Consider the following 18,916-nt stretch of genomic DNA (forward strand, 5'->3'; position numbering starts at 1 on the left):
CCATGCTGCTTTGCATCGACACCGGCAACACCAACACGGTCTTTTCCGTCTGGGACGGCGAGAAATTCGTCGGCCTCTGGCGCATCTCGACCGACCACCGGCGCACGGCGGACGAATATTTCGTCTGGCTGTCCACGCTGATTTCCCTGCAGAAGCTGGAACTGAACATCGACGCCTGCATCATCAGCTCGACCGCGCCGCGGGTGGTGTTCAACCTGCGCGTGCTGTGCAACCGCTATTTCGACACCCGTCCGCTGGTGGTGGGCAAGCCGGACTGCCTGCTGCCGGTGGCGCCGCGGGTGGATTTCGGCACCGTGGTCGGCCCCGACCGGCTGGTGAACACCTGGGGCGCCTATGAGCGGCACGGGCCGGACCTGATCGTGGTCGATTTCGGCACCGCGACGACCTTCGACGTGGTGGATACCGACGGCGCCTATGTGGGCGGCGTCATCGCGCCGGGGGTGAACCTGTCGCTCGAGGCGCTGCACATGGGCGCGGCCAGCCTGCCGCATGTCGATGTGACCATGCCGCCCAAGGTGATCGGCACCAATACGGTGGCCTGCATCCAGTCCGGCATCTACTGGGGCTATATCGGCCTGGTGCAGGGCGTGGTGGACAAGATCCGCGAGGAACGCGGGCGGCCGATGAAGGTTATAGCAACGGGCGGGCTTGCACCGCTGTTCGACCAGGGATTTGATTTGTTCGACGCGATCGAGGACGATTTGACCATGCACGGCCTGCGCCTGATCCATGATTACAACAAGGAGATGGGCAATGGCTGAGCGCCTGATCTATCTGCCGCTGGGCGGCGCGGGCGAAATCGGCATGAACGCCTATGTCTACGGCTACGGCCAGCCGGGGCGCGAGCGGCTGATCGTCGTCGACCTGGGCGTGACCTTCGGCGACATGGATTCTGCGCCGGGCATCGACCTGATCATGGCCGATGTCGCCTGGCTGGAGCAGAACCGCGACCGCATCGACGCCATCTTCATCACCCACGGGCACGAGGATCACGTCGGCGCGCTTGGCCTGTTGTGGCCCAAGCTGCAAAAGCCGGTGCATTGCCGCCGCTTCACCGGCGCGCTGGCGCGGCTGAAGCTGGAAGAGGCCGGCCAGCCCGTCGACCAGCTGCATATCCACGCCCCGCGCCCCGCGGTGGTGACGGCCGGTCCCTTCCGGGTGCAATTCGTCCCCGTCAGCCATTCGATCCCGGAAAGCTCGGCGCTGATCATCGACACGCCGGCGGGCCGCATCGTGCATACCGGCGATTTCAAGCTGGACGGCACCCCGGTGGTGGGCGAGCCCTTCGACCCGATCCTGTGGCACGACATCGCGGGCGAAGGGCAGGGGGTCAAGGTTCTGACCTGCGATTCCACCAATGTCTTTTCCCCCCATCCCGGCCGGTCCGAGGCGGTGCTGGCCAATCCGCTTCTGGATTTCGTCATGGCGCAGCGGCAGATGGTGGTGGCGACGACCTTCGCCAGCAACATCGCCCGCCTCAAGACCCTGGCCGAGGCCGGCCTTGCCGCCGGCCGCAAGATCTGCCTGCTCGGCCGCGCCATGCGGCGTATGGTGACGGTCGGGGTCGAGACCGGCATCCTGACCAATTTCCCGCCGGTGATCGGCCCCGAGGAGGCCTCGGAACTGCCGCGCGACAAGGTGATGCTGATCGTGACCGGCAGCCAGGGCGAACGCCGCGCTGCCAGCGCCCAGCTGTCGCGCGGCCGCTACCTGGGGATCGAGCTGAAAGAGGGGGACAGCTTCCTCTTCAGCTCGCGCACGATCCCCGGAAACGAGCGCGGGGTGATCCGCATCATGAACGCGCTGTCGGAAATGGGCGTGGACCTCTATGACGGGGACGACGGCACCTATCACGTCTCGGGCCATGCCAACCGCCCGGACATCGAGGCGGTCCACGATCTGTTGAAGCCGCAGATCGTTATCCCGATGCATGGCGAGCATATGCACCTGCGCGAACATGCCAAGCTGGCGCAGGCGCGCGGCATTCCCGCGGCGGTGGCGACCAACGGCACCATGCTGGACCTGACCGGCCCGGTGCCGCGGGTGGTGGACCAGATCGACACCGGCCGGCTTTACCTGGACGGCACGGTGCTGATCGGCGCCATGGACGGTGTGGTGCGCGACCGCATCCGCATGGCGCTGAACGGCCATGCCATGGTCTCGGTCATCATCGACGAGGACGACACGCCCCTGCCCGACGCCTGGGTGGAACTGTCCGGCCTGCCGGAACTGGGCCGCGCCGGCGTGCCGCTGGCCCGCAATATCGAAAGCGAGCTGGCCGAGTTCCTGGAACGCGCCGACGACCGCACGGTGATGGACGACGACCGCCTGGAAGAGGCGATCCGCAAGATCACCCGCCAGGTCTCGATGGAGGAGATCGGCAAGAAGCCCGAGGTGACGGTGGTGATCTCGCGCCTCGCCGCCGAGTGACCGGACCGGCTGGACCAAGCATGAGCGAATTCGACCCGACCCCGCCGCGCCGCAATTTCTATGGCCGCCGCCACGGCAAGACCCTGCGCCAGTCGCAAAAGGGCTACCTGTCCGAGGATCTGGGCAGCCTGCGCCCGCGCGGCATCACCGTCCAGGACAACCCCGAGCGCAAGCCCATCGACCCGGCGGCGATCTTCGGCGACGACCGCCCGGTCTGGCTGGAGGTCGGCTTCGGCGGCGGCGAGCACATGGTCCACATGGCCGCCCGCTATCCCGAAATCGGCATCATCGGCTGCGAGCCCTTCATCAACGGCGTCGCCATGCTCCTGGGCAAGATCCGCGCGGCGGGCGTCAGCAATGTCAGCGTGCACCCCGGCGATGCGCGCGACCTGATGGACGTGCTGCCCGATGCCTCGATCTCGCGCGCCTTCCTGAACTATCCCGACCCCTGGCCCAAGGCGCGCCACCACCGCCGCCGCTTCGTCACGCCCGAGCATCTGATCCCGCTGGCCCGCGTCATGCGGCCGGGCGCCGAGTTCCGCGTCGCGACCGACATCCCCGATTACGTTCGCCAGACGCTGGAAGAGGTGCCGCAGGCCGGTTTCGAACTGATCGCCGAGGAGCCTGAGCCCTGGGACGACTGGCCCAGCACCCGCTATGAGCAAAAGGCCCTGCGCGAGGGGCGGGCGCCGCATTACGTCACTTTCCGCCGCAAGGGCTGATTGCAACCCCCGCCCGTGACCGCTATCACCTTGCGCGACACGCACCAGGGGGCCTTCATGTCACATTCCGCCGAACCGCTGCCGATGACCGCCCGCCGCTCGGGCCCCCTGGCCGGCGAGGCCAAGGTGCCGGGCGACAAGTCGATCAGCCACCGCGCGCTGATCCTGGGCGCGCTGGCGGTGGGCGAGACCCATATCACCGGGCTGCTGGAGGGCCAGGACGTGCTGGACACGGCCTCGGCGATGCGGGCCTTCGGCGCGCAGGTCGAACGCCTGGGCGAGGGGGAATGGCGGGTGATGGGCGTCGGCGTCGGCGGCTTCGCCGAGCCCGAGGGCGTGATCGACTGCGGCAATTCCGGCACCGGCGTGCGGCTGATCATGGGCGCCATGGCGACGACGCCGATCACCGCCACCTTTACCGGCGACGCCAGCCTGTCGCGCCGGCCGATGGGCCGCGTCACCGACCCGCTGGAGCTGTTCGGCGCTCAGGTGACGGCCCGCGAAGGCAAGCGCCTGCCCCTGACCATCAGGGGCGCGGCCGATCCGGTGCCGGTGCGCTACAAGACCCCGGTCGCCAGCGCCCAGATCAAGTCGGCGGTGCTGCTGGCCGGCCTGAACGCACCGGGCGAGACGGTGGTGGTCGAATCCGAACCGACCCGCGACCATACCGAACGCATGCTCGCGGGCTTCGGCGCCAGCATCCGCAGCGAGACGACGGATGAAGGCCATGTCATCACCCTGCAAGGCCGGCCGGAACTGAAGCCGCAGCCGGTGGCGGTGCCGCGCGACCCGTCCAGCGCCGCCTTTCCGGTGGCGGCGGCGCTGATCGTGCCCGGCTCGCAGATCCGCGTCCCCGGCGTCAGCCGCAACCCGACCCGCGACGGGCTCTATGTCACCTTGCTGGAAATGGGCGCCGACATCAGCTTCCAGAACCAGCGCGAAGAGGGCGGCGAGCCGGTCGCCGACCTCGTCGTCCGCCATGGCCCGCTGAAGGGCGTGACCGTGCCGCCCGAACGCGCCGCCAGCATGATCGACGAATTCCCGATCCTCTCGGTCATCGCCTGCTTTGCCGAGGGCACGACCGTCATGCAGGGCGTCCACGAATTGCGCGTCAAGGAAAGCGACCGGATCGAGGCCATGGCCACCGGCCTTGTCGCCAATGGCGCGGCTGTCGAGACCACCCCGGACACCATGACCGTCCATGGCAAGGGCGGGCTGACGGGCGGCGCCACCTGCGCCACGCATCTCGACCACCGCATCGCCATGTCCTTCCTGGTCGCGGGCCTTGCCTCCGAGCAGCCGATCACGGTGGACGACGGCGGCCCGATCGCCACCTCCTTCCCGGATTTCCTGCCGCTGATGCGCGGCCTCGGTGCGCAGATCGACTGAAACCGCGCAGAAGCCGGGGGCTGTCTGCCCCCGGACCCCCGAGGATGCTTATGCACGAAAGAAACGCAGGCGGCGCCGGATGGGGCGCCGCCTGTGGTCTTTCTCCGTTGCACAAATACCCATGCGACAGTGCCGCCGGGCGGGGTCTAGCCCGCCTTGGCGGCTTCGGGATAGCCGATCCCTGCCAGCGCCTCGCGGATCTCGTCCAGGATCGCCGGGTCGTCGATGGTGGCGGGGGTCTTGAAGGGCTCGCCATCGGCGATCTTGGCCATGGTGGCGCGCAGGATCTTGCCCGAGCGGGTCTTGGGCAGCCGGTCCACCACGCAGGCCGACTTGAAGGCCGCGACCGGGCCGATCTTGTCGCGCACCAGCTTGACCACCTCGCGCACCACCTGCTCATGCGGCGTCGCGACCCCGGCCTTGAGGCACAGGAAGCCGACGGGCGACTGGCCCTTGAGGCTGTCAGCCACGCCGATCACCGCGCATTCGGCGACGGCAGGATGGCTGGCCAGCACCTCTTCCATGGCGCCGGTCGACAGCCGGTGGCCGGCGACGTTGATCACGTCGTCGGTGCGCGCCATGATGTAGAGATAGCCCTCCTCGTCGATATAGCCGGCATCGCCGGTCTCGTAATAGCCGGGGAAATGGTCGAGATAGGACTTGCGAAAGCGGATTTCGGCATTCCACAGCCCCGGCAGCGTGCCGGGCGGCAGGGGCAGCTTGACCGCGATGGCGCCCAGCGTGCCTGCGGGCACCGGGTGGCCGGCCTCGTCCAGCACCTGCACGTCATAGCCGGGCATCGGCACCGACGGGCTGCCGAGCTTGGTCGGCAGGGTCTCGATGCCGATGGGATTGGCGGCGATGGCCCAGCCGGTCTCGGTCTGCCACCAGTGATCGACCACCGGCACGCCCAGATGTTCCTGCGCCCATTTCACCGTGTCGGGGTCGGCGCGCTCGCCGGCCAGGAACAGGGCTTGCAGGTCGTGCAACTTGTAGCGGCGGATCCATTCGCCCTCGGGATCCTCGCGGCGGATGGCGCGCAGGGCGGTGGGCGCGGTGAAGAAGCTCTTGATGCGGTGGTTCTGGATGATGCGCCAGAAGACGCCCGGATGCGGGGTGCCGACCGGCTTGCCCTCGAAGACCACGGTGGTCGCGCCGGCGATCAGGGGGCCGTAGCAGATATAGCTGTGCCCGACGACCCAGCCCACGTCCGAGGCGGCCCAGAAACGGTCGCCGGCGGCGATGTTGTAGATGTTGGTCATCGACCATTGCAGCGCCACCAGATGGCCGGCGGTATGGCGCACCACGCCCTTGGGCTGGCCGGTGGTCCCCGAGGTATAAAGGATATAGGCTGGGTGGTTGCCCTCGACCGGGACGCATTCGGCGGGCTTCACGCCGTATTGGAAGCCGTGCCAGTTGAAGTCGCGGCCCTCGACCAGCTTGGCCACCTCCTGCTCGCGCTGGAAGATCACGCAGAACTCGGGCTTGTGCTGGGCCATGTCGATGGCGGCGTCGAGCAGCGGCTTGTAATGGACGACCCGGTTCGGCTCGAGCCCGCAGGAGGCGGCGATGATCGCCTTGGGCTGGCAATCGTCGATGCGCACCGCCAGCTCGTTCGCCGCAAAGCCGCCGAAGACCACGGAATGGATGGCGCCCAGCCGGGCGCAGGCCAGCATCGCCTCCAGCGCCTCGGGGATCATCGGCATGTAGATGATGACGCGGTCGCCCTTTTCGACACCGCGCATGCGCAGCGCCCCGGCCAGCGAGGCGACGCGATCCTGCAATTGCTTGTAGGTGATGCCCTTGGACGACAGCGTGATCGGGCTTTCGTGCTGGATGGCGACCTGGTCGCCGCGGCCGGCCAGGACATGGCGGTCCACCGCGTTCCAGCAGGTGTTGACCATCCCGTCCGAGAACCATTCGTAGATCGGGGCCTTGTCGTCGAAAAGCGCCTTCGAGGGCTCGCGCTCCCAGTCGATCGCCCCGGCCGCCTGCATCCAGAAACCCTCGGGATCTGCCTGCCAGGCGGAATAGATCTCACGATATCCCATGAACCAACTCCTCCCCGGATGAATGGGCCGGAGTTATGCGCGCCCGAGGCCAAGGCGCAAGGATGTTATCGCCCACAGTCGCGGGGTGCGACGGAAAGTTTTGCAGAATGCCGCGCCGCTGCGTGAAATAGTTTGCAAAGGGCGTGGGACTTTGCTGCGCGCTGAAAAACCCGCGCCGTTTTGCAAAAACCGGCCGGCCGGGCGGGGCGGCGGCAGAATCACCGCGCCCCCGCCCGCCTGCGCCTAGCGATAATGATCGACCGGGGTGCCGGCGATGGCGCTCATGTTCAGCAGCCCGCGGGTGGTGATCGAGGGGGTGACGATATGGGCGCGGTTGCCCATGCCCATCAGGATCGGCCCGACCTCCAGCCCGTTGGCCTTGAGCTTGAGCGCGTTGCGCACCCCCGAGGCCGAGTCGGTGCCCGAGAACACCAGCGCGTTCGCCGCCCCCTCGATGCGCGAATGCGGCAGCAGGCGCTCGCGGATTACGGGGTCGAGCGCGGAATCGACATGCATCTCGCCGTCGAAGATGAAGTCGACGCCGCGCGCCTCGAGGATCGCCAGCGCGGCGCGCATCTTGCGCCCCGACTCGGTGTCGAGGTTGCCGAATTGCGAATGGCTGCACAGCGCGACCTTGGGCGTCACGCCGAAGCGGCGGACATGGCGGGCGGCGCCGATGGCGGCCTCGGCCACCTGTTCGGGGGTGGGGGCGTGGTTGACCTGGGTGTCGGCGATGAACAGCGGCCCGTCCTCGAGGATCATCAACGACAGCGCGCCATGCGGGCGCAGCCCGTCGCGGGCCAGGATCTGGGTGATATAGTTCAGGTGCCAGCTGTATTGGCCGAAGGTGCCGCAGATCAGACTGTCGGCCTCGCCCCGATGCACCATGACGGCGCCGATGGCGGTGGTGTTGGTGCGCATGATGGCGCGGGCGATGTCCGGCGTCACGCCGCGCCGGGCCATCAGCTCGTGATAGGTGCCCCAGTAGTCGCGATAGCGTGGGTCGTTTTCCGGGTTCACGATCTCGAAGTCGCGGCCGGGGCGGATCGGCAGGCCGGCGCGTTCGGCGCGCATCTCGATCACCTCGGGGCGGCCGATCAGGATCGGTGCGTCGGTGGTTTCCTCGAGCATGGCGTTTGCCGCGCGCAGCACCCGCTCGTCCTCGCCCTCGGCAAAGACGATGCGGCGCTTGGCGGTGGCGGCGGCCTCGAAGACCGGGCGCATGATCAGCGCCGAGCGGAAGACCGAGCCGTCCAGCTTGCGCTTGTAGGCGGCGACGTCCTCCAGCGGCCGGGTGGCGACGCCGGTCTCCATCGCGGCGCGGGCGACGGCGGTGGAGACGACGCCGATCAGCCGCGGGTCGAAGGGCTTGGGGATCAGGTAATCCGCACCGAAGCTCAGCTTCTCGCCGCGATAGGCCATCGCCGCCTCGGCGCTGGTGGTGGCGCGGGCCAGCGCGGCGATGCCCTCGATGCAGGCCAGCTGCATCTCGTCGTTGATCGTGGTCGCGCCCACGTCCAGCGCGCCGCGGAAGATGAAGGGAAAGCACAGGACGTTGTTGACCTGGTTCGGATAGTCGCTGCGCCCGGTGGCGATGATCGCGTCGGGGGCGACGGCACGGGCATCCTCGGGCAGGATTTCGGGCGTGGGGTTGGCCAGCGCAAAGATGATCGGCCGCTTGGCCATCCGGGCCACCATCTCGGGCTTCAGCACGCCGGGGCCGGACAGGCCCAGGAACAGGTCCGCGCCCTCGATCACCTGGTCCAGTGTGCGCAGGTCGGTCTTTTGCGCATATTCCGCCTTTTGCGGCGTCATCTCTTCGGTCCGGCCCTCATGGACCAGGCCGGCGATGTCGCAAAGCCAGACGTTCTCGCGTTTGACGCCCAGCTTCAGCAGCATGTTGAGGCAGGCGATGCCGGCCGCGCCGCCGCCGGTCGAGACCACCTTGATGTCCTCGAAACGCTTGTGGGCGATGTGCAGGGCGTTGGTCGCGGCGGCGCCGACGACGATGGCGGTGCCGTGCTGGTCGTCGTGGAAGACCGGGATGTTCATCCGCTCGCGGCACAGCTTCTCGACGATGAAGCAGTCGGGGGCCTTGATGTCTTCCAGGTTGATGGCGCCGAAGGTGGGCTCCAGCGCGCAGACGATCTCGGCCAGCTTCTCGGGGTCGGGCTCGTTCAGCTCCAGGTCGAAGCAGTCGATATTGGCGAATTTCTTGAACAGGACCGCCTTGCCCTCCATCACCGGCTTCGAGGCCAGCGCGCCGATATTGCCCAGTCCCAGCACGGCGGTGCCGTTCGAGACCACGGCGACAAGGTTGCCGCGCGCGGTATAGCGGGCGGCCGTGGCGGGGTCGGCCTTGATCTCCAGGCAGGCTTCTGCCACGCCGGGCGAATAGGCGCGGCTCAGGTCGCGGCCGTTGGCAAGGGGCTTGGTCGCCCGGACCTCGAGCTTACCGGGGCGCGGATACTCGTGATAATCCAGTGCCGCCTGCCGGGCGTTGTCCTGCCTGCGTTCTTCCATCGCCAGACCCTCTCCTCTCAAGATGGTTCAGCGTTAAACTATTTTTTCGCCGGGGAACAGGGGGCATCGCGGAAGCGGGCGGGGATGCGCCGCTCTTGCGCCGCTCTTGCATCGTGCGGGGCGCGCGCGCAAACTCCTGATCCGGTCGGACGGGCTAGGCGAAAGGTGGGGGCTATGGCGCTTCTGGATGCGGCGCGCGAGGTGCGCGAAAGGGCCTATGCGCCCTATTCCAACTTCAAGGTCGGGGCGGCGGTGCGCGGCGCCTCGGGGCGGATCTATGCCGGCTGCAACGTCGAGAACGTGGCCTATCCCGAGGGCACCTGCGCCGAGGCAGGCGCCATCGCCGCCATGGTCGCCGCGGGCGAGACCGAGATCGTCGAGGTCGCCGTCATCGCCGACTCGCAAGGCCCGGTGCCGCCCTGCGGCGGCTGCCGGCAGAAGCTGGCCGAGTTCGGCCGCCCCGAGACGCCGGTGCTGCTGGCCACGACCCGCGGCGACGAACTGGCCACCACCATCGCCGAGCTGCTGCCCGGCCGTTTCGGCATCAGCCACATGTCGGGCACCGAATGAGCCCTGCCGATCCCCGCCCCGATCCGCGTCCGGTGATCGCCGCCGTGCGCGACGGGCGCGGGCTGGACGCGGCGGGGGCCGCGCTGATCGCGCGCGGCCTGGCCGACGGCTCGGTCAGCGACGCGCAGGCCGCGGCCTTTGCCATGGCGGTGCTGCTGCGCGGTCTGGACGAGGCGGGCCGGGTAGCGCTGACCCGCGCCATGCGCGATTCCGGCGACGTCTTGACCTGGGATCTGCCGGGGCCGGTGGTGGACAAGCATTCGACCGGCGGCATCGGCGATACGGTCAGCCTGGTCCTTGCGCCGCTGGTGGCCTGTTGCGGCGCCTATGTGCCGATGATCTCGGGGCGCGGGCTGGGCCATACCGGCGGCACGCTGGACAAGCTCGAGGCGATCCCCGGTTTCCGCACCGCGCTGCCCGAGGCCGAGTTCCGCCGCGTCACCGGGCAGGTCGGCTGCGCCATCGTCGCGGCGGGGCGCGAGCTTGCGCCGGCCGATGCGCGGCTTTACGCGATCCGCGACGAAAGCGCGACGGTGGGCTCGATCGACCTGATCACCGCCTCGATCCTGTCCAAGAAGCTGGCGGCGGGGCTTGATGCGCTGGTGCTGGACGTCAAGCAGGGCAGCGGCGCCTTTCTGCGCGGCCCCGATGCCGCGCTGGCCCTGGCGCGCGCGCTGGTCGATACCGCGACCGGCGCCGGCTGCCGCACCCGCGCCTATGTCACCGACATGGACCAGCCCCTGGCCCGCGCCGCCGGCAATGCGCTGGAACTGCGCGAGGCCATCGCCGTGCTGACCGGCGGGCAGGGTGCGCTGCGCGACCTGTCGCTGGCGCTCTCCTCGGCCTGCCTGGAGCTGGTCGGGCTGACGGGGGCTTCGCAGGCGCTGGAAAGCGGCGCCGCGGCCGAGCGTTTCGCCCGCATGGTCGCGGCGCAGGGCGGGCCGGCCGACCTGCTGGAGCATCCCGACCGCCACCTGCCGTCCGCGCCGGTGATCCGCGCCGTGCCCGGCCATGGCCGCGTCGCCGCCATCGACACCGAGGCGCTGGGTCATGCCGTGGTCGCGCTTGGCGGCGGGCGGCTGCATGCCCGCGACCGGATCGACCCGCGCGTGGGGCTTGCGCAGATGCTGCGCATCGGCGAAGAGGCGGGCGAGGGGCGGCCGCTGGCGCTGGTCCATGCCGCCTCGGAGGCGGCGGCCGATGCGGCGGCCGCTACCGTCGCGGCCGCCTATCTGCTGGGCGATGGCCCGGAGCCGGGGCCGTTGATCCGCAGCGAGGTAACATGACCGACAGACGCGCCTTCCTGATCGTGATGGATTCGGTCGGCATCGGCGGCGCGCCCGACGCGGGCGCCTATTTCAACGACGGCCTGCCCGATACCGGCGCGAACACGCTGGCCCATATCGCCCAGGCGCGGCCGCTTACCATGCCGCATCTGGACGCGCTTGGCCTTGGCGCCGCGATCCGGCTGGCCAGCGGCGAGGCGGCACCGGGCCTCGGCGCCCGGCCGCAGGGGCTGTGGGGTACGGCGACCGAGGTTTCGCGCGGCAAGGACACCCCCTCGGGCCATTGGGAGATCGCGGGCGTGCCGGTGCCCTGGGACTGGCATTATTTCCCCGACGCCCGCCCGGCCTTTCCGGCCGATCTGGCCCAGCGCATCGCCCAGGCCGCGGGAACCGGGGGCATCCTGGGCAACGAACATGCCTCGGGGACCGAGATCATCGCCCGGCTGGGGGCCGAGCATCTGCGCAGCGGCTGGCCGATCTGCTATACCTCGGCCGACAGCGTGTTGCAGATTGCCGCGCATGAGGACGCCTTCGGCCTCGACCGGCTCTATCGGCTTTGTCAGGATGTGGCCGCCATGGTCCATCCGATGCGCGTGGGCCGGGTCATCGCCCGGCCCTTCCTGGGCGCCGAGGGCAGTTTCGCCCGCACCCCGAACCGCCGCGACTATGCCATCGCCCCGCCGGGCCCGACGCTGCTGGACGTGGCGCAGGAGGCGGGGCGGGCGACCCATGCGGTGGGCAAGATCGGCGACATCTTCTCGCATCGCGGCATCTCGGCCCTGCATAAGGGCCGGTCGGACGCCGACCTGGCCGGCCATCTGCTGGCCTTGGCGGATCAGGCCGAACCGGGCAGCCTGACCTTCGCCAATTTCGTCGAGTTCGACAGCCTTTATGGCCATCGCCGCGACGTGGCGGGCTATGCGGCGGCGCTGGAATGGTTCGACGGGGTGGCCGGCGCGCTGATGGCGCGGCTGCGGCCGGGGGATCTGGCGATCTTTACCGCCGACCACGGCAACGACCCGACCTGGCACGGCACCGACCACACCCGCGAGCGCGTGCCGGTGCTGGGCTGGGGTTGTGGCGTGCGCGAAATCGGCCAGGTGGGTTTCGCCGATATCGCCGCCTCGGTCGCCGCGCATCTGGGCCTGCCGCCGGTCGGGCCGGGGAGGTCGTTCCTGTGAAGTCGCTGAAGAAGATCGAGCTGCACCTGCATCTGGAGGGCGCGGCGCCCCCCGGCTTCATCCGCGCGCTTGCGGCCGAAAAGCACCGCGACATCGCCGGCATCTTCGATGAGCGCGGCGCCTATGCGTATCGCGATTTCAGGGATTTCCTGCGCGTCTATGAAGCCGCGACCTCGGTCCTGGCGACGCCGCGGGACTATGCCCGGCTGCTGTCCGAGGTGCTGGCGGAATGCGCCGAAGAGGGCGCGATCTATGTCGAGCTATTCGTCTCGCCCGAGTTCTGCGGCGGTGCCGACCTGCCGGCCTGGCGCGATTACCTGGCCGCCATGGAGGAGGCCGCGGCCCAGGCCGAGCGCGACGGCATCGCCAGCCGCGCCGTGCTGACCTGCATCCGCCATTTCGGCCCCGAGCGCGCCCGCAAGACCGCGATCTGCGCCGCCGAGACCTCGGGCGGCTGGGTCGCGGGCCTCGGCATCGCCGGGGCCGAGGACGTGGGCGAGCTTGGCGATTTCGCCTGGGCCTTCGATTGCGCGCGCGAGGCCGGGCTGGGCCTGACTGCCCATGCCGGCGAATGGCGCGGGCCGCAATCCATCCGCGATGCGCTGGCCCTGGGCGTCACCCGCATCGGCCACGGCATCCGCGCCGTCGAGGACGCGGCGCTGCTGCGCGACCTGGCCGAACGTGGGATCACGCTGGAGGTCTGCCCCGGCTCGAACGTCGCGCTGGGGCTGGTGCGGGACTGGGCCGCCCATCCCATCGCCCGGCTTGCCGACGCGGGCGTGCGCGTCACCGTCTCGACCGACGATCCGCCGTTCTTCCACACCACGCTGTCGCAGGAATATCAGCGGCTTGCCGATGCCTTCGGCTGGGCCGAGGCCGAGTTCCGCCAGATGAACCTCTGGGCCGTCGACGCGGCTTTCTGCGACCAGACCACTCGAACCCGCCTGCGAAAGGAACTGACATGACCCAAGCGCATCTGACCGTCGTCGATCACCCGCTGGTGCAGCACAAGCTGACGCTCATGCGCGACAGAACCACCTCGACCGCCGGTTTCCGCCGCCTGCTGCGCGAGATCAGCCTGCTTCTGGCCTATGAGGTCACGCGCGAGCTGGAGATGACCACCATCCGCATCGAGACCCCGCTTTGCGAGATGCAGGCGCCGACGCTGGAAGGCAAGAAACTGGCGCTGATCTCGATCCTGCGGGCCGGGAATGGGCTGCTCGACGGCATCCTTGAGCTGATTCCGGCCGCGCGCGTGGGCTTCATCGGGCTTTACCGCGACCCCGAGACTTTGCAGCCCGTGCAGTATTATTCCAAGGTTCCCAGCGCGCTGGACGCACGCATGACCATCGTCGTCGATCCGATGCTGGCGACGGGCAATTCCTCGGTCGCGGCCATCGACCTGCTCAAGGCGGCGGGCGCGCGCAACCTGCGCTTCCTGTGCCTGCTCGCCTCGCCCGAGGGGGTGGCGCGGATGCGCGAGGCCCATCCCGACGTGCCGATCGTGACCGCGGCGCTGGACGAGCGACTGGACGAACACGGCTATATCGTGCCCGGCCTGGGTGATGCCGGCGACCGCATGTTCGGCACGAAATGAGGCCGCGTTAACCGGGCCTTCAGGGCTTTCGGCCTATCACCGGGTCATGGGTGATTCGAGGATGGGGCCATGCGGGCAATTCTGTGGCTGATGCTGGCGCTGCTGCCGGGGCTTGCGCTGGCGCAATCGCCGCGCCCGGCCGAAGAGCCGCCGGCGGATTTCCCGGCGCGGCAATATATCGACAGCCGCGGCTGCGTCTTCCTGCGCGACGACCTGGGCGGCTGGGCCGCGCGGCTGGCGTGCGACGGCACGCCGATCTGCGGCTATCCGCCGACGCTTTCCGCCCGCGGCGCCCAGGGCGAGCCGAAGCTGCGGGCGCTCGCCCCGGCGGCCGGGCGCAGCCGGGCCGAACTGCTGGAAGAGGCGCTGTCGCAGCAAGTCGTCACCAACCTGCGCCCCGGCGAACTGGCCAGCGATCCGCGGCCGATGGAGCACCTGCCGGATCTGGGCCCCGAGCCGCACTCCCCCGCCCCGGCCGATGCGCTGCGGGCGGCGCTGGCTGCGGCGCCGGCGCTGCACCAGGGCATGGGCGCCGCCCTGCATCCGAACCGGCGGCTGTGCGAGCTGCTGGGCTATGACGACGGGCCGGGCGCGGCCGGGCTGGACGATCCGACGCAGGGCTATTGCGCGGGGATGCCGAAGTCCGAACTGTCGCGGCTCAGCTTCATGCGCCCGGTGGGTAGCGGGGCGGGAGGCGGGCCGACTGCCTCGCCCGCCAGCGAAACCGCCGCCGGAACCGCCGTCGAAACGGCCCGGCCGGTGCCGCCTCCTGCCGCAAGGCCGGCGGCGCAAAAGCCGGCTCCCGCCAAGCCTGCACCCGTATCCGCACCCGTGGCCAAGGCGCCCGAGGCGTCGCGCGGCAAGGCGCCGGCATCCCCTGCCGCGCCGCCCGCGGTCGGGATGATCCCCGCCGGGGCGCGCTATGTCCAAGTCGGCACCTTTGCAGATCCGCGCAATGCCGAACGCGCGACCGCGCGCATCGCGCAGATGGGCTATCCGTTGCTGCGCGGCAAGGACCAGACCGGCGGGCGCGAGGTGCAGTTCCTTGTCGCCGGCCCCTTCCCGGACCGGGAAAGCATCGTCCGGGCGCTCGACGCCATCCGCAAGGGCGGGTTCCCCGATGCCTTTCCCCGCTGACCGCGGGTCACTGGTCGCAGATTTCCTGCAGCGCGATCCATTCGCGGTCGGCAAGCACGGGGCGCGGCTCGGCCGTGCGAAAGGGATCGGCCTCGATCAGGCCCAGCACCGCTTCCCCGGTCGGGTCGAGCGAGCGGGCATAAGGCTCGCTCGAGATGCCGGCGCGGGTGAAATAGGCCAGCAGCGGCTCGTCCTCGGGGCGGGGCAGGGGGCCGGCCAGCAGTTTCTCGCCATAGCCCGACAGCGATTTCGCCGGCAGCGTCCCGGCGGTCAGCAGGTGAAAGGTGGCGCGCGGCCCGGCATGGCGCAGCGCCGCCAGCAGCGGGTCGTCGCGGACCGCCGCCGCCTGGGCGGCCAGGATATGGCCGGCCGCGACCTCGGGCGTCACCTGGCCCGCGATCAGGTCTTCGCCGATGACGGTGATCGGGCCGGGCAGGCGAAGGGCGCCGCGCAGGCTGGCCGGCACCACGACGATCTGCGCATCCGGGCCGATCAGCCGCATCGCCAGCTTCTGGCGCACCATGTCGCCCGCGGGGCGCGAACAGGGGCTGCCGGTGGTCTTGGCGATCTCGGCCAGCACAATGCGCCCGATCTCGGCCCGCTGCGCCGGGGGGGCGATGTCGGCGGCGTGGCGCACCAGCGCCGGCGGCACCCAGAACACCGCCAGCAGCGCCATGACCCCGGCCGCGCTCAGCATCAGCCCGCCGCGCAGCCGGCCGGGATGCGGCTTGCTGGCCTCGATCACCTGATGCACCTTGGAAATGGCCGAGATCATCAGCTCGTCGTCGATCTCCAGCTCTTCGCCGGCATCGAGGCCACCGGGCGCATAGCGCGCCGGCAGCTTGCCGGGGTTGAGCCGGGTGACGGCGGGCAGCGACCAATGCGCCAGCGGCACCTCGGAACGCGGATCGGTCAGCACCAAGGTCGCATCCCCGAAGGAAACGATGACGTCGCGCAGCTGCGATCTGGGCGATTCGCGCCAGATTCCTGCGGCTTCCAGCCTTTGATATTGGTTCAGCGCCGTCATTTGCGCGCCATCGGCCCTTGCTGTCCTGTCCTGACCATAAGCCAAGCCGGGCGGCGGTCAACTCTGCCCGCTGTCACGATAATTTCCCCGCCGGGGCCACGGCTTGCAAGGGGCGTCGCGCCGGAAAACCGACCGGCCTGCGCGGACATGGCCAGCCCCAGGCCGCGCGCGCCCGGCCGGGACGGGTCCGCGGGCCCGTCCTGCCCGCCGCCCCGCGGCCTTCGGGCGCCTTCGGCCGGGAAGGCGGGCGCCGGCAAGAGAGCGCACGGCGCCGAATCCCCTGCGCGGCCTTTGCGCAAGGGGTCGCCAGCGGCTGCGGGGGAAGGGAGCGGGCCGGCCGGCGCCAAGGCCGGGTCAGGCGGTTTCGGGCACGGTCATGCCGCGCTCGCGGGCCAGCTCGCGGATGCGGTTCTGCAGCTTCTCGAAGGCGCGGACCTCGATCTGGCGGATCCGCTCGCGCGAGACCTCGTAGCGCGTCGAAAGATCCTCGAGCGTCATCGGGTCGTCGCGCAGCCGGCGCTCCATCAGGATGTCCTTTTCGCGGTCGTTCAGCACGTCCATGGCGGCAAGCAGCATCTCGCGCCGCGCCGAAAGCTCGTCGGCCTCGGCAAAGGCCTGGGCCTGGTCGGCGTCCTCGTCCTCCAGCCAGTCCTGCCATTGCGCGGTCGATTCGCCGTCGCCGGACCCGACCGTGGCGTTCAGCGAGGCGTCGCCCCCCGAAAGCCGGCGGTTCATGTCGATGACCTCCTGCTCGGTCACGTTCAGGTCATGGGCGATCTGGGCGACGTTTTCGGGGCGCAGGTCGCCTTCCTCCAGCGCGCCCAGCCGCGACTTGGCCTTGCGCAGGTTGAAGAACAGCTTCTTCTGCGCCGAGGTGGTGCCCATCTTGACCAGCGACCAGGACCGCAGGATGTATTCCTGGATCGAGGCGCGGATCCACCACATCGCATAGGTGGCCAGGCGAAAGCCCTTTTCCGGGTCGAAGCGCTTGACCGCCTGCATCAGGCCCACGTTCGCCTCGGAGATGACCTCGGCCTGCGGCAGGCCATAGCCGCGATAGCCCATGGCGATCTTGGCGGCGAGCCGCAGGTGGCTCGTCACCAGCTTCTGCGCGGCCTCGGCGTCCTGATGGTCGACCCAGGCCTTGGCCAGCATGTATTCCTCTTCCGGTTCCAGCAGGGGAAACTTGCGGATCTCCTGCAAATAGCGGTTCAGGCCCTGTTCGGGGCTGGGTGCCGGAAGGTTGGTGTAGTTCGCCATCTGAAAATTCCCTGTCCCGCGCTTGGGCGGGTAATTGTGAACGCTGCCGGCGCGCTCCGGGTTCCGTCAGCCCGGTGCCCGGCGCAAGGTCGCCAGCAAGCCGGCCATGTCGGGCGGCAGCGGGCTGGCAAAGGTCAGCGCCTGGCCGCTGACCGGGTGGTCGAAGCCCAGCTCGGCCGCGTGCAGGGCCTGGCGGGGAAAGGCGGCGACGGCCGCGGCGGCATCCGCCCCCAGCGCCCGGACCGAGGCCCGCCTGTTGCCACCATAGACCGGGTCGCCGACCAGGCCCAATCCCGCATGGGCCATATGCACGCGGATTTGATGCGTCCGCCCGGTCTCCAGCCGGCATTCGACCAGCATGGCGGCGGGGGGCGTGCCGAAGGTCTCGATCACGCGGGCGCGGGTCACGGCATGGCGCCCGTTCTGGAAGCTGACCGCCTGGCGCTGCCGGTCGCCGGGATGGCGGCCGATCAGCGTGGCGATGCGCAGCACGCCGCCCGGTTCGAACCCCACGCCCGGCAGGCCGCGCAGCCGCGCATCGGCCGGGTCGATCATGCCATGCGCGACGGCCAGGTAGCGCCGCCGCGCCGTGTGGTCGGCGAATTGCCGCGCCAGCCCCTGGTGCGCGCGGTCGGTCTTGGCCACCACCAGCAGGCCCGAGGTCTCCTTGTCGATGCGATGCACGATGCCGGGCCGGGCCGCGCCGCCGATGCCCGACAGGCTGCCCGCGCAATGGGCCAGCAGCGCATTGACCAGCGTGCCGTTGGGCGCGCCGGGCGCGGGATGGACCACCATGCCGGCGGGCTTGTCCACCACGATCAGGTCGCCGTCCTCATAGGCGATCGACAGCGGGATCGGCTCGGGCTGCGCGTCCAGGGGCTCGGGCGCGCCGATCTCGACCAGGTAGTCGCCGGTCTCGGCCCGCGCCTTGCCGTCCGTGACCCGCCCCGAGGGCCCCCGGACCGCACCCTCGGCGATCAGCCGGGCCAGGCGCGAGCGCGACAGCGCCGCCTGCTCTGGCGCGGCAAGGGCAAGCGCCTTATCAAGGCGCTCGGACAGTCCTTCGGGGATGATGATGAGGATTTCGGCCATGGCACGGGATGATAGGCTGGATGCGGGACCAGAGGAAGCGTTGCCGATGCTGCGCTGGCTGCGCATCCTGGTGACGGCCCTGGCGGCGGTGATGGGCATCGGCATGCTGGTGATCGCGGCGCTGCTGTGGCTGCGCCTGTCGCAGCCGCCGCTGCCCGAACTGCCCGAGCAGGTCGCCCTGCCCGAGGGCGCGGTGCCCGCCGCCGTCACCTTTGCCCGCGACTGGCTGGTGGTGGTGACCGAGGCGGGCGAGGTGCTGCTTTACGACAAGCAGGGCCGACTGCGCGAAACGGTTCAGCCCTGACCTTCGCCGGTGCCGAGCGGGCCGGTCGAACTGACCGAGGCCACGCCCTTGCCTTCCAGCGCGTCGAGGCGGGCGCGCAGCTCGGCATTCTCGGACCGGGCCTTGATCGCCATTTCGCGCACCGCCTCGAATTCCTCGCGGGTGACGAAATCGCGCTCGGCCAGCCAGCGGTCGATCCAGCCGTTGAAGGCGGTCTGCGCCTCGTCCTTGGCGCCCTGGGCCACGCCCATGGCATTGGTCATCAATTTCGAGAGATCGTCGAGAAAGCGGTTGTTCGCGGTCATGGCGGGCCTTTCGGTTCAGCGAGACCCCCTATATGGCGCTCG

At 69.8% G+C, this 18,916-nt stretch carries 17 protein-coding genes; 11 read left to right on the forward strand and 6 right to left on the reverse strand.

Going from position 1 to position 18,916, the window contains the following annotated elements:
- The first annotated feature begins 2 nt into the window (after window positions 1-2).
- Genes E3U26_RS11025 through aroA form a run of 4 tightly spaced genes read left to right on the forward strand, consistent with a single transcriptional unit; the run spans window position 3 to window position 4,562 of the window.
- Window positions 3-782 (forward strand): type III pantothenate kinase, encoded by a 780-nt coding sequence (locus E3U26_RS11025; RefSeq protein ID WP_036751375.1) that lies wholly within the window; start codon window positions 3-5, stop codon window positions 780-782.
- Window positions 775-2,451 (forward strand): ribonuclease J, encoded by a 1,677-nt coding sequence (locus E3U26_RS11030; protein ID WP_072460967.1) that lies wholly within the window; start codon window positions 775-777, stop codon window positions 2,449-2,451. Before E3U26_RS11025 ends, E3U26_RS11030 begins: the two co-directional genes overlap by 8 nt.
- A 20-nt stretch (window positions 2,452-2,471) precedes the next feature.
- Window positions 2,472-3,173, forward strand: a complete 702-nt coding sequence (gene trmB / locus E3U26_RS11035) for a tRNA (guanine(46)-N(7))-methyltransferase TrmB (RefSeq protein ID WP_499104844.1) — start codon at window positions 2,472-2,474, stop codon at window positions 3,171-3,173.
- 57 nt (window positions 3,174-3,230) lie between these two features.
- The gene (gene aroA, locus E3U26_RS11040; protein WP_243783671.1) at window positions 3,231-4,562 is read left to right on the forward strand and encodes a 3-phosphoshikimate 1-carboxyvinyltransferase; all 1,332 of its coding nucleotides are present in this window, start codon (window positions 3,231-3,233) and stop codon (window positions 4,560-4,562) included.
- Between the two features lie 146 nt (window positions 4,563-4,708).
- On the opposite strand, the gene E3U26_RS11045 is transcribed toward aroA, so the two are convergent.
- Both E3U26_RS11045 and E3U26_RS11050 read right to left on the reverse strand, forming a co-directional pair.
- Window positions 4,709-6,613, reverse strand: a complete 1,905-nt coding sequence (locus E3U26_RS11045; protein WP_499104845.1) for a propionyl-CoA synthetase — start codon at window positions 6,611-6,613, stop codon at window positions 4,709-4,711.
- Window positions 6,614-6,856: 243 nt separating this feature from the next.
- A complete protein-coding gene (locus E3U26_RS11050; protein WP_499104846.1) occupies window positions 6,857-9,136 on the reverse strand; it encodes an NADP-dependent malic enzyme in 2,280 nt (759 codons plus the stop codon).
- Window positions 9,137-9,310: 174 nt separating this feature from the next.
- On the opposite strand from E3U26_RS11050, the gene E3U26_RS11055 reads away from it, so the two are divergent.
- From E3U26_RS11055 to E3U26_RS11080, 6 genes are all read left to right on the forward strand, one after another.
- A complete protein-coding gene (locus E3U26_RS11055; RefSeq protein WP_499104848.1) occupies window positions 9,311-9,706 on the forward strand; it encodes a cytidine deaminase family protein in 396 nt (131 codons plus the stop codon).
- Window positions 9,703-10,992 carry a thymidine phosphorylase gene (locus E3U26_RS11060; RefSeq protein ID WP_499104849.1) on the forward strand — a complete coding sequence of 430 codons (1,290 nt, stop codon included), beginning with the start codon at window positions 9,703-9,705 and terminating at the stop codon, window positions 10,990-10,992. Before E3U26_RS11055 ends, E3U26_RS11060 begins: the two co-directional genes overlap by 4 nt.
- A complete protein-coding gene (locus E3U26_RS11065) occupies window positions 10,989-12,173 on the forward strand; it encodes a phosphopentomutase (RefSeq protein ID WP_499104850.1) in 1,185 nt (394 codons plus the stop codon). The genes E3U26_RS11060 and E3U26_RS11065 overlap by 4 nt, the downstream gene beginning before the upstream one ends.
- Window positions 12,170-13,138, forward strand: coding sequence for an adenosine deaminase family protein (locus tag E3U26_RS11070; RefSeq protein WP_499104851.1), 969 nt, complete (start codon window positions 12,170-12,172; stop codon window positions 13,136-13,138). Before E3U26_RS11065 ends, E3U26_RS11070 begins: the two co-directional genes overlap by 4 nt.
- A complete protein-coding gene (gene upp, locus E3U26_RS11075; protein ID WP_036751358.1) occupies window positions 13,135-13,770 on the forward strand; it encodes a uracil phosphoribosyltransferase in 636 nt (211 codons plus the stop codon). The genes E3U26_RS11070 and upp overlap by 4 nt, the downstream gene beginning before the upstream one ends.
- A gap of 69 nt (window positions 13,771-13,839) precedes the next feature.
- Complete coding sequence (locus E3U26_RS11080) at window positions 13,840-14,907, forward strand: SPOR domain-containing protein (RefSeq protein ID WP_499104853.1); 1,068 nt, start codon at window positions 13,840-13,842, stop codon at window positions 14,905-14,907.
- 7 nt (window positions 14,908-14,914) lie between these two features.
- On the opposite strand, the gene E3U26_RS11085 is transcribed toward E3U26_RS11080, so the two are convergent.
- The 3 genes from E3U26_RS11085 to E3U26_RS11095 all read right to left on the reverse strand — a co-directional run bounded on the left by E3U26_RS11085 (window position 14,915) and on the right by E3U26_RS11095 (window position 18,286).
- Complete coding sequence (locus E3U26_RS11085; RefSeq protein WP_072460959.1) at window positions 14,915-15,934, reverse strand: hypothetical protein; 1,020 nt, start codon at window positions 15,932-15,934, stop codon at window positions 14,915-14,917.
- A 354-nt stretch (window positions 15,935-16,288) separates the two neighbouring features.
- Entirely contained in the window at window positions 16,289-17,194 is a 906-nt protein-coding gene (rpoH, locus tag E3U26_RS11090) for an RNA polymerase sigma factor RpoH (protein WP_036751355.1), read from the reverse strand.
- A gap of 66 nt (window positions 17,195-17,260) precedes the next feature.
- Window positions 17,261-18,286: an RluA family pseudouridine synthase gene (locus E3U26_RS11095; RefSeq protein WP_499104854.1), complete on the reverse strand. Its 1,026-nt coding sequence runs from the start codon at window positions 18,284-18,286 to the stop codon at window positions 17,261-17,263.
- Between E3U26_RS11095 and E3U26_RS11100 the strand changes: the two genes are divergently transcribed.
- On the forward strand, window positions 18,285-18,590 hold the full coding sequence (locus E3U26_RS11100; protein ID WP_499104855.1) for a DUF6476 family protein: 306 nt from the start codon (window positions 18,285-18,287) through the stop codon (window positions 18,588-18,590). The genes E3U26_RS11095 and E3U26_RS11100 overlap by 2 nt on opposite strands.
- Here the strand turns inward: E3U26_RS11100 and E3U26_RS11105 are convergent.
- Window positions 18,581-18,874 (reverse strand): accessory factor UbiK family protein, encoded by a 294-nt coding sequence (locus E3U26_RS11105; protein ID WP_036751352.1) that lies wholly within the window; start codon window positions 18,872-18,874, stop codon window positions 18,581-18,583. The two genes, E3U26_RS11100 and E3U26_RS11105, sit on opposite strands and share 10 nt — an antisense overlap.
- Window positions 18,875-18,916: the final 42 nt, after the last annotated feature.

The organism is Paracoccus ferrooxidans (assembly GCF_029909815.1).
Lineage (GTDB): Bacteria > Pseudomonadota > Alphaproteobacteria > Rhodobacterales > Rhodobacteraceae > Paracoccus > Paracoccus versutus.